The sequence below is a fragment of the Kordia sp. genome (assembly GCF_965283645.1).
Taxonomy (GTDB): Bacteria; Bacteroidota; Bacteroidia; order Flavobacteriales; family Flavobacteriaceae; genus Kordia.
In genome coordinates this window covers 4,501,115-4,519,976 of record NZ_CBDIPG010000001.1, presented here as the reverse complement: position 1 = coordinate 4,519,976, position 18,862 = coordinate 4,501,115, and the positions used below count along the sequence as shown (strand labels likewise).

Sequence of the window (18,862 nt, the reverse complement as noted above, 5' to 3'; positions counted from 1 at the left end):
AAGATGAACGATAGAAAACTAGCGTTAAACATAAAGACAACAGAAAAAAAATATTGGGAACAAAAGCTTTCAGATGTACCTGAATCATCTTTATTTCCTTTGGATTTTCCATTGGAAGAAAACGTTTCTAGTACGCAAGAAAGTATCTCTTTCCAAGTACAACATTCACTATACGAAAAAATATATGCCTTAAGCGAAGGTTCACATTCCAAGTTATACATGATTCTTACAAGTGGACTTTTAGCACTTTTGAATAGATATACTGGAAACGAAGATACACTACTTGAAACGCAAATATTTTCCAACTCAGAAGACTCCGATTTATTAAATGATCGTTTAATTTTAAGAACACTATGTACTGACGAGAATAATTTCAAGAATATTTTAATGGCTGTCCGAAAAGAAGTTGTGGACAGTATAGAACATCAAAACTATCCGCTAGACCTTTGGATTTCAGAAAAAGAAGCTAAAAATGAAGGAAGTAAACATGCATTTCTACAAACAGGATTGCGATTAACAAACCTGCAGCACATTCAACCAACAGAAACACATCTCCTATACTTTTCATTCACAGAAGAAAACAATACGCTAAAGTGTGAAATAACTTACAATACTGTTACCTATAAAAAAGCAAGTATAACTAATATCATCAAAAATTATCAAAAAACTCTAACATTACTATTGTCAAATCCTGACCAAACTATTGGAAGCTTAGACATTGTAGATGAGAATGATAAACAAACGTTGTTCAACTTTAATAGTTATAAAAACTACAATCTTGATGCAGTAATTCCAGAAATTTTTGAAACGCAAGCAAAAAATTATCCAGATAAAATTGCAGTTGAAGACGAAAATGAAGCACTTACATATAAAGAATTAAACGAACTATCCAATCAAGTCGCGCGTAGTTTAATCACCGAATACGAAATAAAAAAAGGAGATATCATTGCCGTTTTATACGAACGTTCTCCTAAAATGGTTGTTGCCATGTTGGCAATTTTAAAAGCTGGCGCTGCATATGTACCAATTGATGTAAATTATCCGACAGATCGAATTCAATATATACTAGAAGACACAAAAAGTAAAGTCTTATTTACTTCTTCAAATTTTCTATTTGAATTAGACTTCTATGAAGGTGTATTTTTTGCATTAGACTTACAATTAGAAGGTAGAGAAGAATCTAAAGAAAACCTAAACATTGAAATATCACTTGAAGATTCTGTTTATGTAGTGTACACTTCGGGTTCTACAGGTCGTCCAAAAGGTGTGGAAATCAGACACAAATCATTGGTAAACCTAGTCAAAGTTTACAAAGAACAATTTAACATTACCGAAAATGATCGCTTAACGCAAGTAGCTAGTGCAGGTTTTGATGCTATGGGATTTGAAATATGGCCAAGTTTACTCAATGGATGTTCGTTGCACATAATTGATGAATTTATTCGATTAGATCAACTACAATTAAAAAAATGGCTTGAAGAAAAAGAAATAACAGTTTCCTTTCAACCAACTGTTTTAGCAAAACAATTATTGGAACTTCCTTGGCAAAAAGGAACGCTCCGTGCTTTAATTTCGGCAGGTGAAAAATTACAAATAGATTCACTTCCAGAAGTTCCATTCGAATTATTCAACCTATACGGACCTACGGAAGATACGGTGTGGAGTACATGGAAAAAAGTGACTCCTAAAAGCATGCGTCCGTACTATTCTATCGGAAAACCAGTTTTAAATCACAGTGTATATATATTAAATAAAGCACATCAAATACAACCAATTGGAGCAAAAGGCGAAATATGTATTGGCGGTATTGGCGTTGCTAAAGGATATCTTAACAATGAAGAACTTACTGCTGAAAAATTTATCAAAAATCCTTATGAAGAAGGTGAATATCTATACAAAACAGGAGATGTTGGTATATGGCATGATGAAGGTGAATTGGAATTTATAGGTCGTGCCGATGATCAAGTCAAAATAAGAGGGCAACGTGTTGAAATTAAAGAAATAGAACATGTTTTACTAAAACATCCAAAAGTTACGGAAACTGTTGTAATTCCTAAAAAAGATGCAGAAAACCATACCTATCTGACTGCTTTTTGTGTTGTTTCAGATCCGAGTGTGATAAGTTTACTTAAACAAGAACTCGCAAAGGAATTACCTGATTATATGATTCCTACTGAAATCATTCATTTACAAGCATTACCACTAACCGTTAATGGAAAAATAGATAAAAAAGCATTACAAAACCAACAAGTAAAAAAAGCGAAAAATGAAAATTATGTTGCTCCAAAAAGTGACACGGAAATTGCATTAACAACGCTTTGGGCAGAAACTTTAAATTTAGATGCTGAAAACATTAGCGCAGAAGACAACTTTTTTGAAATTGGTGGACATTCCTTAAAAGCAACCGTTTTAATCACCCAAATTAATGAAAAATTTCATACCGCGTTTACACTAAATTACATTTTCAAAAACAATACAATCGCACAACAAGCGGAACATATTGAATTGTTAGATTCTGAAACTGTTGTCGCAACCAAAATTCCGTTAGCGGAAAACCAAGAATATTATCCATTATCATCTACGCAAAAAAGATTATTCTTTGTCAATCACTTTGGTGGAATTGGAATTACATACAACACTCCATTAATTGTAGAAACAGAAGGAATTGTTGACATAGATCGCATGGAAATAGCGCTTAACAAATTAATTGCGAGACATGAAATTCTAAGAACTTCTTTTGAATTAAAAAATGAAGTGCCTGTACAAATTATTCATTCGGAACTAAACTGTACAATTAACGTAACCGAAAGAAACAATAAAGCTCTAAACGATCAAATTAGAGCATTGATTACACCTTTTCAACTGGCTACTCTTCCATTGCTTCGTGTGTTTTTCATCAAACAATCACAAGAAAAAGGAATTTTAATATTTGATACACATCATATGATTTCCGACGGAACTTCGCTTGGAATTATCATCAAAGATCTTTTAAAATTATACAACGAAAAAGAGCTCATAAACCTAGAGTTGCAATACAAAGACTATGCAACTTGGCAACAAAGTGAAACATATACTGAATTTTTAAAGCCACAAGAAGAGTTTTGGTTGGAAAAATTATCCAATGAACTTCCTGTCTTAAAACTTCCGTTAGATTATCCTCGAAAAAATGTAGAAGAATATGATGGAAGTAAATTTGAATTCTTATTAGATTTAAATACTACAAACGATTTAAAACAACTTTGCAAAGACGAAAAAACAACGCTTTTTACTACGTTATTTGGTGTATTTAGCGTCTTTATTTCTAAAATTACAGGACAACACGACATGATTATTGGAACACCTGTATTTGGAAGAACACACGCAGGTTTGCAAGACTTAATCGGAATGTTTGTCAACACACTTGCCATTCGAATTGCGTCAGATAATTCGTTGACGTTGCAAGAGTTTATGCAAGCTGTAAAAGCAGAAGTTTTAGAAGCCTTGGCTGCACAAGATTATCCGTTTGAAAATTTGGTGGATAAACTTTCTGTAGATAGAGACATGAGTCGAAATCCACTATTTGATGTGTGTTTAGTAATGCAAAATATGGACATTCCTGAAATAGAATTTCCAAACCTAACACTACGCCAACGCGATTTTCATGGAGATACGTCTAAGTTTGACTTAACACTCTTTATAGTAGAAACGCCTGAAGGAATTATATGTAGTTTTGAATACAAAACAGGATTATTTAAAGCTGGAACAATTGAAAAATTTGCTGGTTACTTTGAGGAAATCACAAAAACGTTCATCACAAATCCACAACAAAAAATTCAAGAAATAAATCTAATATCAAACACTGAAAAAACACAGATATTAGAAGAATTTAATGCCACAACTTTTGAATATCCACACTATGAAAATGTGATGGACGTATTTAAAAAACAAGTAGCAGAAACTCCAAATACCATTGCACTAACTTTTGAAGACGAAACACTCACATTCAAAGAATTAGACATACGTTCAGAAGCAATTGCAAACTATTTAATTCACGAAGAAAACACAACACAAGAACAAGCTGTTGGAGTTTTAATGCCAAGATGCATAGACCTTTTCCCTGTAATTTATGGAATTTTGAAAGCTGGCGGCGTGTATGTTCCGTTAGGTGTCGGATTGCCCGAAAAAAGGCTCAGACAAACCATTGAAGATGCGGAAATTGCAACAATTCTCAGTCTTAAAAGTGAATTAAGGACACTCAATAGATTACAATGGGAATGCCCAAAATTTCATAGTTATGTTTGTTTAGACAGTGATGATATCTTCAACGAAAAAGAAACACAAGAAAATCTCTTGATGGACAAACAAATTTGGGATCATGTTGGAGAAACAAGTGAAAACGAAATTGAAGGTGGTGGATGGCAAAGCAGTTATACAGGACTTGCTTTTTCGAAAGAAGAAATGCAAGAATATGCTGAAAACGTGACTAAAAAAGTACTTCCTGTTTTACATGAAAACAGTAGCGTTTTAGAAATTGGTTGTGCTTCTGGAATTACCATGTATTCATTGGCGCCAAAAGTTGCCATGTATTATGGAACAGATTTATCGGAAGTAATTATTGAAAAAAATAAGGCAAAAGTTAACGCAGCAGGAATTGAAAATATACAATTGAAGTCGCTTCCTGCGGATCAAATTGATACAATAGTTGAAGAAAACTTTGATGTTATCATAATCAACAGTGTAATTCACTTATTTCACGGACACAATTATTTTCAAGATGTATTGCAAAAAGCTATTGATAAAATACATGACAAAGGATACATTTTTGTAGGTGATATTATGGATCATGATCGTAAAGATAGTATGATTGATGATTTTGATCAATTTAAAAATGAAAATCCAAATTACAGAACAAAAGTAGATTGGTCACAAGAATTATTTGTGGCAAAAGATTGGTTTAAGGATGTAAGCTCTGAATTAACTGCAATGAAAACATTGCAATTTTCAGATAAAATTAGCACCATTGAAAACGAGTTAACACGATATAGATATGATTTGCTCATTGAAATTGACAAAAGCAATACTACACAGCAAATAACTCAAAAGAAAAAACAACAATTTGATCGTACAATTTTAGAAAAATATGCTACAGAAATAGTTGCAAATACTACGTTACCAAACAATCTAGCATATATCATCTACACATCTGGTTCCACAGGAATTCCAAAAGGTGTAATGATTGAGCATGCGTCTTTATTGAACAGAATTCATTGGATGCAACGAAAATATCCGTTAAGCGCTGAAGATGTTATTCTACAAAAAACAACACTCACATTTGATGTTTCCATTTGGGAACTATTTTGGGGTGCGTTTACTGGTGCGTCCGTTTCCTTATTGCCAATAGATGCCGAAAAAGATCCGCATCAAATTATAGCCAATATTCAAGAAAATAACGTTACGGTAATGCATTTTGTACCATCGATGTTTACCGCTTTTCTTGATTATGTTGAATGGAATCATTGTATCGAAAAACTAACTACATTAAAGTATATTTTCTGTAGTGGTGAAGCATTAGGTCGCGATCAAATCAGTAGATTTTACAAACTTTTTAAAGATCATACACATACAAAACTGATCAATTTATATGGTCCTACAGAAGCTACTGTCGATGTTTCATATCATGAATGTAAAGATGAAGAAGACCAAACAGTAGTTCCTATTGGTGCGCCAATTGACAACATTCAACTATTTATTGTAGATGAACATTTAAAATTAGTACCAATTGGTTTGGAAGGTCAAATATGTATTGGTGGTGTTGGTGTTGCTAGAGGTTATATCAATAGAGAAGAACTTACAAAAGAGAAATTTGTTTCTGCTCCATTTTTAGACAATCAAACAGTATATCTTACAGGTGATTCTGGAAAATGGTTGCCAAATGGCGAAATTGAATTCTTAGGCAGAATAGATCATCAAGTAAAAATTCGTGGTTACAGAATTGAATTGCAAGAAATTGAAAATCAACTACTAAACATTCCAGATGTCGGAATGGCAATTGTAATGGCAAGAGAGAATTCTATAATTGAAAATGATACTTCTACAACTAAAAAAGACTCCTATTTAGCCGCATATATTACAAGTGCACAAAGAATAAAATATTACGACAATGCTTCAAAATTGTTGCAAAAAGCACAATTGCAAAACAAATATTTACACAAACTAGTCAATGGAATGCCGTTATTTCATGTAAATAAACGGGAAGCAGATTTTATGTATGGCGAAATTTTTGAAGAAAACTCATACTTAAGAAATGGAGTTCATTTAGAAGAAGGCGCATGTGTACTTGATGTTGGTGCCAATATTGGTATGTTTTCTGTATTTCTTTCGCAAGTATTGAACAATGTTACCATTCATGCATTTGAACCGATAACGCCGTTGTTTGAAAAACTGCAGTTAAATGGGCAACTATACGGAAACCAAAATATAAAAGCGCATGCCGTAGGAATCTCGGATACAGAAAGTGAAGCTACATTTAAATACTATCCAAACGCGTCTATCATGTCTGGACAATATGGTGATGTAAAAGATGATGCAAGTTTGGTAGATACGTACATGAAAAACCAATTGTCTGGTGAGGCAATGAATGAAGAAGCACGTGCTTCTATACTTCATGAACGTTTCAAAGATGTGGAAGAATATGATTGTACACTAAAATCAATCTCTCAAATTATTCAAGAAGAAAACATTCAAAATATCGATTTATTAAAAATTGATGTTGAAAAAAGTGAGTGGGAAGTATTAAGTGGTATTCAAGAGAAAGATTGGAAAATTATTCAACAAATTGTCATTGAAGTTCACGATGTAAACAATCGATTGAAAGAGATTCAGGAAAAAATAGAATCGCACGGATTTACAATCATTACTGAACAAGATGCCAACTTTACAGATACGCATATTTATAACTTATATGCTACTCGAACGAATGTTGCTATGGATTCAAACACGCCAACTTCTATACAATTACACTGGAAATCTGATCATGAACTCATCAAAGATATCGTTGCAAAGCTAGGAAATATAGTGCCCGATTATATGATTCCTGCGCAAAGTGCAATTGTAATTTTGGATGAAATTCCAACACATGCCAATGGTAAAATCAATAGAAAACTTTTACCAGATCCATTACAGCAAGAAACCGTAAACAACACTGCATATACAGAACCAACTAACGATTTAGAAAGCTTAGTTTTAGAAGTTTGGCAGAAAGTAATTGGACGCGATAAGATAAGTACGACAGATGACTTTTTCTATATTGGTGGAGATTCCATCAAGTCAATTCAAATTGTTTCAAGGTTGAATACAAAAGGATATACCATAAAGATGAAAGATGTCTTTGAAAATCCTACCATTGAAAAATTAGCCAAAGTATTAACGAAAAATGAAATCATTCGTGATCAATCTGTTATTACTGGAGAAATTGCATTAACACCAATCAAAAAAGCATTCTTTGAAAGTGATGTGGAATATGCCGATCATTTTCATCAAGCAGTTTTACTTTTCAAAAAAGAAAAATTTGACATGATTGTTTTAGAAAATTCGATCAAAGAACTCATCAAACATCATGATGGACTTCGCTCTGTTTTTCATAAAAATTCTTCTGAACAATTCATTCAAAAAATACAAGATATTGATCATCCAATTGAACTAACAACACATGATTTAAGTACAGATTCAGATGTTGAAACAACGATGAAAGCAATCATGTTTGAAATGTCTTCAAGTTTTTCAATCGAAGTTGGACCATTAATCAAATTTGCTGTATTTAATAGCGCAAAAGGTGATTACTTATACATACTAAGTCATCATTTACTCATTGATGGAATGTCTTGGCGAATTCTAATTGAAGATTTAAACACGCTTCTACTTCAAGCAAAAGAACAGCAAGCATTTCAATTGCCACTCAAAGTTTCATCCTTAAAAGAATGGTCGGCAGAAATGCATACGCAATATCTTGAAAGTTCAAAATTTGAAAAAGAGTTGAGCTTTTGGCAATCATACCAAAATCAAGAATTTTCGGAAATTCCTATTCTTACCAATAAAAATACACTTGTAAAAGAAGTCGCTTTCGCAGAATTTTCTTTAACTAAAACACAAACTACGAATGCCATTCAAGATGCAAATACAGTTTTCAACACTAAAGTAGATGATCTTCTAATTGCAGCTTTAACGCGAAGTATTCGTGAAGAATTTTCTGTGACAAACGAAATTCCAATTCTATTAGAAAGTCACGGAAGAGAACCTTTTAATGCTACAGTTGATGTCAGTCGAACTATTGGCTGGTTTACAACATTATATCCTGTCGTTGTTGGCGCACCAACAGATTACGATTTGAAGCAACATATAAAATATGTAAAAGAAAAAGTGCATCAAGCTTCTGAACACAAGTTAGGATATGCTGTCGGACGTTATTTATCTGAAAGACAAAACACAAAACTAAATCATATCAATCCGCAAATACTCTTTAACTATTTAGGGCATTTTGATGCGGATATTAGCAATATCAGTGAGCTTGAAACTACAGATATTTCACTTGAAAACATGGAACATCCGCAACGAACGCGTGCATACGACATGGAAGTAACAAGTGTGGTTATAAAAGGACAATTAGCTGTTCGTATTTCGTACAGTTCCAACAAATTTGAAGAAGCTACTATGAATGCTTTCTTGGAAAAATTACAACAAAATTTAGAAACCATAATTGAGTTCTGCTTAGGCTGTGAAGAAACAGAAATAACACCTAGCGATCTTACATTTACAGATATATCATTAGAAGAATTAGATGCATTAGAATCATTTTTTGATGAATAAAAACAACTAAAATAGTAATGAAAAAAAACGGAAATATAGAAGATGTGTACACATTATCTCCTTTACAAGAAGGTATGTTGTTTCACGCTTTACACGATACGGAAGCTAATGCTTACTTTGAGCAAATTTCGTATCGAATAAAAGCAGCTTTAAGCATTGCTACTGTCAAAGAAGCTGTAACCACATTATTTAAAAGACATGATGTTTTACGGACATCTTTTTTAGATCATTTAGAAAAACCTGTACAAGTTGTTTTAAAAAATAGAATGCCCGATTTCTTCCATCAAAAACTAGCTATTTCTTTAGAAAAAGAAGCTATTGATACAGAAATTGCAGCATTTAAAATTGCAGACAGAAATAAAGGATTCGATCTTAAAAGAGGAAGTTTAATGCGCTTGTCTATTCTTCAAATTGATGACACTACGTTTGAATTTATTTGGAGTTATCATCACATCATTATTGATGGTTGGAGCATGGGAATTTTGATTGAAGAATTCTTCGAAATTTACAATGGATTGCACAACAAACGCCCAATTCGCTTGGAAGATCCGCAACCATACAAACGCTATATATCATGGCTAACGAATAAAGATGCTAAAGTTTCTAACAGTTTTTGGAAAAGCTATTTAGCAAATGTTACAACACCATCACACATTCCGCCAACAAAACTATATGCTACTGATTTAGCATATAAAAATGAACGGAATATTTTAGAATTTTCGGAAGAAGAAACTAATCAGTTAAACTATTTTGTAAAAGAGCAACAACTTACACTGAATAATTTTGTTCAGACAATTTGGGGAATTATTCTATCAAAATATACCAAACAAGAAGAAGCTATTTTTGGAATGGTGACTTCCGGAAGACCGCCAGAAATTAAAAACATTGAAGCTATGGTTGGGCTTTTTATCAACACGATTCCTGTTCGTATCAAAGTTGATAAAGAAAAAACAATTGCTACACTTTTAAAAGAAGTGCAACACAATGCTTTACAGCAAGAAATGCATCAATATGATCCGTTAGCAGACATTCAGGCGGCAACTCCTTTAAAAAATAATCTGTTTGATCATATTTTAGTACTTGAAAATTTCCCAATAGCAGATCAACTAGAAGCATTTTCAAATGCCGATAACGCAGAAGAAAAACTCGATTGTACGATTGAAAATATTGACGTTTTCGAACAAACAAATTACAATCTAAGCTTACTCATTCAACCTACAAAAAAGTTAATTATTGATTTTCTTTTTAATGGAAATGTGCACGACTCCAAATTTATTGAATTGATCGCAAACGATTTTAAACGACTCATCTTACAATCAATCAAAAACATAGAACAAACGGTTGATACATTGTTTCAACTTTCAGAAACGGAAGTACAACAACTTGCACCATTTCAATCGCACAAAAAGCAACAACAAACACTCCCAAAACAATCATTAGTTACTGCATTTGCTAAAAATGTTCAAAACACACCAAATCGTATTGCGCTGTATTTTGAAGGCAACACAATGACATATCAGCAATTAGACGAAGCTTCTAATACTATTGCAAATTATTTACTTCACAAAGGAATTCAACAAGGTGATATCGTTGGAATTATTGATGATAGAACGGACATTTCTATTGTTTCCATTTGGGGAATTTTAAAAGCTGGCGGCACGTATGTAATTTTAGATAGTTCGTATCCTATTGGACGAATTCAATACATGTTGGATGATAGCAAACCAAAATTTACGCTAATTGCAAAGACTAATCCGTTAAAAGAAAAATTAAGCAACAATGAGCTTATTTGCTATGAAGATGCATTTACAAATCAGCTTGAAGAAATTACGTTTCCTAAAATTAAACCAAACAATTCGGCATATGTAATCTACACTTCTGGTTCGACAGGAAGGCCAAAAGGTATTGAAGTTTCGCATGAAAATGTATTGTATTTAGTAGATAATTTAGTGGAAAGTGTTTATGCGTACTATCCAACTAACGAAGCTTTAAAAATTGCTTTATTGGCTTCTTTTTCTTTTGATCCGTCTGTGCAACAACTATTTGGCTGTTTCGTTTTAGGACATTCATTATATCTCGTTGCTGATGAAACGCGTAAAGACGGTTATGAACTCATGGAATATTTCACAAACCATGAAATTGATATTACAGACGGAACGCCTTCTCACCTAAGAATCATGGCAGAAGTATTGGATACGTTGCCAAAAATGCCACCTTTGAAACACTTACTTATTGGTGGCGAACAAATGGATTTCCCTGCGTTGAAAAAAATATATGAACGTTATGGGGAAAATGCTCCAAGAACGATCAATTTATACGGTCCGGCAGAATGTACTGTTGATAGTATTGCATTTGAAATTAACACAGAAAACATTCAAAAACTAAGCTTTGCTCCTATCGGAACACCTATGAAACATGCAGAAGTGTATATTCTGGATGAAAACAAAAAACAGGTTCCAATTGGCGCGCAAGGCGAAATTTGTATTGCAGGAAAAGGAGTTTCTAAAGGATATATTAACACAGAACTTGCGGTTTCCAAACAATTTATACAACATCCTTTTAATACTGATCAACAACTTTATTGTTCAGGTGATTTTGGACGTTGGTTACCCGATGGAAATATTCAATTTATTGGACGAAATGACGATCAAATCAAAATACGTGGTTTCCGAGTTGAAGTTCAAGAAGTAACTACACAAATAGCAAAAATAGCTGGCATTCAATCAGCATATGTGCTTCCGTGGAAACAAGCAGATAACTATCAATTATGTGCGTATATCATTCCTGAAAAGGAAAATATTGATTTACAACAATTAAAAGCGGAATTGACAACATTTTTACCATCGTACATGATTCCTTCTTTCTTTATAAAAATGGAAGAATTTCCAATGACGGTAAACGGAAAAATTGATGCTTCGAAATTTCCGAATCCAATAGAAACTGTTACGGTAAAAGCTATTCACAAACCTTCCAACGAAACGGAAAAAGTTTTGGTTAAAATATGGAATCAGTTATTAAAAATTCCTACAGAAAATATTAATGTAATCGATTCATTCTTTGAATTAGGCGGACATTCAGTAAAAGCAATGATGTTAGCTTCTAGAATTCAAAAACAATTAAATGTCAAAATAGCAGTTTCAGAAATTTTCAAACTTCAAAGTATTCGAGGAATTGCAAAGCACATAACAAATCTATCCATAGAAAAAGCAAAGCAAATTCCTGTTATTGATAAAAAGTCTGAATATCCATTATCGCCTGCACAAAAGCGAATGTACCTACTCTATGCACTAGAAAAAAACAATGTTGCGTACAATATGACGCAAGTTATTGAGATGGAAACCTTAGAAAAAGGCAAACTTGAAACGGTGGTTTCAAAATTGATACAACGTCATGAAAGTTTGCGAACGGTTTTCTTTATGAAAAATGGAAACATCTTTCAAAAAGTAGTAGACACAATCGATTTTACTGTAGAATATCACAAACTAGACACATTTGATAGTGCTGATGTAAACAAAAAAGTAGTCGATTTTAAAAAGCCTTTCAACCTTAACGAAGGTCCTTTATTCCGTATTGGATGCCTTGAAACACCAACAAAATCAATATTACTAGTTGATATTCATCATATTATTTCTGATGCTTCATCCACCGAAATTCTTCGAAAAGATTTCATGGCAATTTATCAAGGCACTGCATTAACACCATTACGCGTACAATACAAAGATTATGTAGTTTGGTCAGAAAGTGAAGATGAAAAGAAACGCAAAGAAGCACAAAAAACATATTGGTTAAAACAACTTGAAGGCGAATTACCTATATTAGATTTGCCAATAGATCATACACGACCAGCTATTAAAAGTTTTGAAGGTGACAGTTATGTGTTCAATATTAATGAAGATGATTCCAATGCATTGGTTGCTTTATCTAATCGTTATAAGGTTTCATTGAACACAACTTTGACGACAATATTCAACATCTTTTTACATAAAATTACAAAAGCGGAAGACATCATTATTGGTTTTCCTATTAACGGACGAAAAGATACCGATCTCGAAAAAATAATTGGTCTATTTCTAAACACACTTGCTATCCGAAGTTTTCCAACTCCAGAAAAGAGTTTCGAAACATTTTTACAAGAATCTTCAGATACCATTTTAGCATCTTTTGATCATCAAGATTATCCTTTTGATGAATTGGTGAATGCGCTAAATATTAAAAGAGAATTGAGTAGATCTCCTATTTTTGATGTGTTATTTAATCCTATTTCCGTAGATTTAGGAAAGGAAGACATGCAATCAAGTATTGACTTGTCAACAGAAACGCATGCAAAGTTTGATTTGAATGTAGCTGTCATCAAATTACACAAAGAAATTAGTTTTCACTTTGATTATTGCAGTGCATTATTTACCAAAGATACAATCAAGCGTTTTGCTACTTTCATCCAACAAATTGTTAGAGAAGTTACACAATCACCAACAATAAAAATTAAGGATATTTCTATTCTTGATGCACAAGAAAAGCAAAAAGTATTGGCAATTTCTAGAGGTCCTGAAGCTAATTTTGAAAACAACATCACTATTAATGAATTGTTTGAAAAGCAAACGGAAAAAACACCTCATCATCCAGCATTGATTTTCGGTAATGAAAAAATGACGTATGCCGAATTGAACGCTAAAGCTAATCAATTAGCACATGTATTACGCAGAAAAGGTGTTGCTTCTGATATTCCTGTAGCACTTTTATGCGATCGTTCTTTTGAACTTATCATTGCTGTTATTGCCATCCTAAAAGCCGGTGGTGTGTACATGCCAATTGACATCAGTTTGCCAAATGAGCGTAAACGTCAAATGCTCGACAATGCTAAGGCAAAATTAATTTTGACCAACTTAGACCACGGTTTAGAAACTTTAAGTGATTACGATATTGAAGATTTACGAAACGGAGATTTACAACATGAAAACTCTTCAAATCTTCCAATTGTAAACTCAGTAAAAGATTTACTGTATATCATTCATACTTCTGGCTCTACAGGCATTCCAAAAGGAGTAATGTTAGAACAACGAAACTTGCTCAACTTATTGTTACATCAAACCTATCATACTGATTTAACGTTTAAAAATGTATTGCAATTTCACGCAATTAGTTTTGATGTTTCTGCGCAAGAAATTTTCTCTGCTTTGCTGGAAGGTGGAAGTTTAATTTTAATTGAAGAACAACATACCAAAAACATTTTTGAACTCTTTGAAATCATAGAAAAGGAAGAAATTGAAAGCATCTTTTTTCCTGCATCTTTCTTAAAATTCGTATTGAATACAAAAATTTATTTAGAACGATTACCAAAATGTATTCATCATATTTTAACAGCAGGAGAACATGTAATTGTTACAGATAACTTTAGAAACTACATGCGCGAAAATAATGTTTGGTTGCACAATCATTGTGGTCCGTCTGAAACACATTCGGCAGCATATAATCATATGTCGCCAATTGGTCATGTACCAGATATTCCACCGATAGGATTTCCAATTGCTGATACCGATTTATATGTTTTGAATGATAAAAAAGAATTATTGCCAATTGGTGTTGAGGGCGATTGGTATATTTCTGGAGCTTGCGTAGGACGTGGTTATATAAACGATAAAACACAAACTGACACCAAATATATGCCCGATCCTTTTCAGAAAGGACAAACGATGTATAATACTGGTGATATTGCAAAATGGCATCCGAATGGAATGTTGGAGATTGTCGGACGAAAGGATTTTCAAGTAAAAATTAGAGGTTTCAGAGTTGAAATTGGCGAAGTGGAAAGCAAATTTCTTTCCTTGCCATATATTACAGAAGTTGCTGTTTTAGAACGAATTGACGAACAAGGAATTAATCATTTGGTCGCTTTTGTTGTGCAAAACGATGAGAGAACTGAAAAACAACTCAGAAAGGATATTGCTAAGAAGCTTCCAGAGTATATGGTGCCGACATACCTGATAACTTTGGATGAAATTCCATTGAATACCAACGGAAAAGTAGACCGTAAAGTGTTGTTAGAAAATTTCGGAAAAACAGATTCAGATGATGAAAATACGGTACTAAGTTCTAATGATTTGCTCAAAAAGTTGTGGTCTGAATTATTGATGACTGACCTCAAAGAAATTGAGGAAGATGATAATTTCTTTGAAATTGGAGGAAATTCAATGACCGCTTTGAGTATGATTGCTAAACTGAAAGAAAATCATGGAATTAATATTGAGTTGATGGCATTTTTTGAAGATCCGACAATTTCAAATCTGCTTACTTACTTTAAAGAAAGCTCAGAAGCGAATGTGCTTCATTTATTGAATACCGAACAAAAAAACAAAGTGTTTTTCTTTCCACCAAGAATTGGATATGGTTTTGCATACAAACCGCTTGCGGCGCACATTGATACTGTAGCTATATATGCATTTGACTTTATTGAAGCCGAAAACCGAATTGATCAATATGTGGAAAAAATTCTAGCCGTTACTTCTGGAGAATCTATCGTATTAGCAGGCTGGTCTTTAGGAGGAAATTTAGCTTTTGAAGTTGCCAAAGCTATCGAAGCGAAAGGCGTTTGTGTTGCTAATATATTAATCATAGATGCGTTGCGAATGCTTACCAAAATTGATGGAATTGATGATATCTTACAAAAAGATGAGTTTCATAAAGAAATACCAAGGTATATAGAGAAATATCCTGAACTGACAGCTATTAAAGATACAATTATTAGCAAAAGTGACGTGTATTTTAGGTATTCTTTAGAAAATATAAATTCTGGAACTCTAAAAAGTAAGCTTCAATTTTTAAAGGCTGAAAAAACAAAAGAAGAAGCCATTCAAGAATGGAACAGTGCTACTTCGCAAGAGATACAAACACATCATTTGCATGGAGGCCATCAAGAATTATTTTCACCAAATACAACCGCACTCGCAAATAACAGTGCCGTGTTGAAAAATCTTTTGCTCACTATTTTTAATAATTAAACGAATACCAATCTATTTATAGACCTAAGTGTTACCTTATGAACAATTCAAACATAGAATTACTTTTATTAACATCTGTTTCTATTTTATTGTTAGCTGTCATTTTCTTTACAGGAAAAACGATCGTCCAAATAGTAAAAAAACAACGATCATATGTTTCGCCAAGCAAGAAGGTATATACAAATTATGCTGTATTTATTACTTTCATAGCGTTACTCACATATGGTATTTTTTCCTTACCACAATTATTAGAAGGCGAAACCGTATTAAAAGAAATTATATTTAGTGATTCACTTTACATACAAGTTTCAAAAGTGCTACTTATAGTATTTATAACTGTTACTAGTATTTTATTTTTTCTATCTACATTATATACTGCGGAAGAACGAAAATATAGATATTTACTCATCATCGCTTTGCTTACTATACTTACAGGAATTGCCAATGCTGGTTGTATTTTTATATTGATTAGAGCATTAGATGCAGACGTAAATAATGTATATGGTTATTACTTTTTAGTCACACTTTTTGTATTTGTCGTATCAAAAAAGATAACAGAATCGTATTTAATTAGAACTGCGAATAAACTGATTCAGGAAATTAGAACAAATCTTATTAAAAATATTTTGGAAACTACGTATGAACGATTTGAACAATTAGAAAAAGGACGGATTTTTGCAACACTAAGCGGTGATACTGTAAAAATATCTTCGTCTGTGGCTATTGTGCTCAAACTCATTACAAGTTCTATAACCATTATTGTAGCATTTATTTACTTATGGGTTATTGCAAAATGGGCTACTATGTCAATGATTGTAGTGGTATTTTTCTTGGTATTGCTTTATTACTTTGTTGCCAAAAAAGCAACTATTTACATTGAAAAAGCCAGAAGTATCAACGATAAATATTACAGCGTTTTAGAAGGTTTAGTAGAAGGGTATCCTGAATTGAGCATTAATAATGTAAAAAAACGAATCTATGAAAAAGAAATATTTGCGTTGAATAAGGATTTGTGTGATACAAACTCTACAGCGCAAGTACAATATCTAAATGCTCGAATACTTAGTGACACTTCTATTATTATGGTTTTAGGTGTGATCTGTTTTATTGTGCCTATTTATTTTCCATCATTAGAAAGTAAAGTATTACTGAGTTTTCTAATGGTTATTTTATATCTATTTGCTCCAATATCGGATGTAATTACAATTGTACCCACGCTGAATGAAATTAAAATTTCTTGGGATCGTATCAATAATTTTATAAAAGAATTACAACTCGAAAAAACACAACAGCAATCGGTTCAAGAAATTGCTTCCGTAGATTCTTTTTCGCTAGAAAACATCGAGTTCAATTATAAAAATAAAAGTTCTGAGAAAAAATTTAAGATTGGCCCTGTTAATCTAAACTTAAACAAAGGAGAAATTCTATTTATTATTGGTGGTAACGGTAGTGGTAAATCTACACTTGCAAAAGTAATTACTGGTTTATACAAAGCTGATAAAGGAATACTTAAGATTAACGGTAAAGAAATAAACAACGCCAGTTTGGGAGAACTTTTTTCAATTGTTTTTAATGATTCTTACCTGTTTAAAGAATTATATGGTATTGATGTTGAAAAGGAAAAAGAACGTATTGATTCGTATTTAAGCTTACTGAAGCTAGACAAAAAAGTCCGCTTGAAGAATTCGGAGTTTGATACCATAAAACTGTCTAGCGGTCAGAAAAAAAGACTAGCCTTGTTGAAGTGTTTTATAGAAGATTCACCTATCTATTTATTTGATGAATGGGCAGCCGAACAAGATCCTGAATTTAGAAAATTCTTCTACAGAACTTTACTTCAAAAAATGAAGGCTGAAGGAAAAATAATCATCGCAATTACTCATGATGACAATTACTATGATGTGGCCGACAAAATTATAAAACTCGATTATGGAACTGTAATCTCTTAATAATTATTAAAGAATATTTTAATACTGACTTGCATTGGACAGGCATTTTATATTTTCAATAGAAGCTGTTTAAAACCCTAAAAAAATATGAACAATAAAACAATCTGTTTTAAAAAAACGCATGCCTTATGGTCGAAAAAATTGACAAAAACATCATTCCGAAAAGTGTAAAAGGGATTATCTCTTTTGGTTCATTTCATTCTAAAGATCCTGAAAAAAACTACAGTGATGAATTTTCAGACTTAGATTTGTTCGTCTTTACAACAGCACCCAATAAAATTTTATCAATAAATGATATTGGATGGTTGTCGTGCTTTGGAAAACCAATGTCTGTTTTAATCATAGAAAACCCTTTTCAAAACACAAGAATTACTCGAATTATGTTTGATAATCTTTTTAGTATTGATTATATACCTGTGAAGTATTCTAAATTTAGTTTAGTTAAGAAGTATTTATTTTTAAAGAATAGAGGAATGGAGAAAATAGTGCCTAATCACAGTATTGTCCATACTGAATTAAAAGCTTTTTACTCATATTTAATAAGAGGTTATGCTATTCTTTATGATAAGAAAAACATGAAAAAAATTATAAGCAAAATTGAAAAACAATTTTCAGGTTATGATGACAGTTCGGTAACAGAGAAATTATTTAATGAATGTTATCATGATTTTTGGCATTCGGCTTATAAAATTTTGGGAAAGATAAAGAGAAATGATATGTATTATGCTTTAGTATTACTTGATAATATATTTAAAAGAAGGCTCGTACAAATGATAGAATGGGAAACAAGATACTTCTATAAGAGCAAAGAGGATTTGTTTTATTTAGGTAAAAAAATAAACCAGTGGTCAAATGAATCAACACGTGAAGAATTGAAGAAAACTATTTTTTCCTTCAATGAACAAGAAAATATTAAAACACTAATTACTCATATAAATTTATTCCAAAAGGCAAGTAAAAATGTTGCCACAGTTCAAGGGTACAATTTACATTTAGAGTTAGAAACAAAAATATTAGAAACAATAAAAGAGAAATCACAGTTCAATTATAGTGAGCTTAATCCATAGCGTTCTATAA

At 32.3% G+C, this 18,862-nt stretch carries 4 protein-coding genes; all 4 read left to right on the top strand.

Features of this window, described 5'->3' with window-relative positions; genetic code table 11:
- Positions 1-3: 3 nt before the first annotated feature.
- A complete protein-coding gene (locus ACQ654_RS20030; protein ID WP_430412119.1) occupies positions 4-8,841 on the top strand; it encodes an amino acid adenylation domain-containing protein in 8,838 nt (2,945 codons plus the stop codon).
- A gap of 17 nt (positions 8,842-8,858) precedes the next feature.
- Positions 8,859-15,836 carry an amino acid adenylation domain-containing protein gene (locus ACQ654_RS20025; protein ID WP_430412118.1) on the top strand — a complete coding sequence of 2,326 codons (6,978 nt, stop codon included), beginning with the start codon at positions 8,859-8,861 and terminating at the stop codon, positions 15,834-15,836.
- Between the two features lie 38 nt (positions 15,837-15,874).
- Entirely contained in the window at positions 15,875-17,785 is a 1,911-nt protein-coding gene (locus tag ACQ654_RS20020) for a cyclic peptide export ABC transporter (RefSeq protein ID WP_430412117.1), read from the top strand.
- A 128-nt stretch (positions 17,786-17,913) separates the two neighbouring features.
- On the top strand, positions 17,914-18,852 hold the full coding sequence (locus ACQ654_RS20015) for an aminoglycoside 6-adenylyltransferase (protein ID WP_430412116.1): 939 nt from the start codon (positions 17,914-17,916) through the stop codon (positions 18,850-18,852).
- Positions 18,853-18,862 lie beyond the last annotated feature (10 nt).

Bases quoted from the DNA above. Each gene is read 5' to 3' on its own strand.
- ACQ654_RS20025 (WP_430412118.1), top strand. From the start codon at position 8,859: ATGAAAAAAAACGGAAATATAGAAGATGTGTACACATTATCTCCTTTA.
- ACQ654_RS20030 (WP_430412119.1), top strand. From the start codon at position 4: ATGAACGATAGAAAACTAGCGTTAAACATAAAGACAACAGAAAAAAAA.
- ACQ654_RS20020 (WP_430412117.1), top strand. From the start codon at position 15,875: ATGAACAATTCAAACATAGAATTACTTTTATTAACATCTGTTTCTATT.
- ACQ654_RS20015 (WP_430412116.1), top strand. From the start codon at position 17,914: ATGGTCGAAAAAATTGACAAAAACATCATTCCGAAAAGTGTAAAAGGG.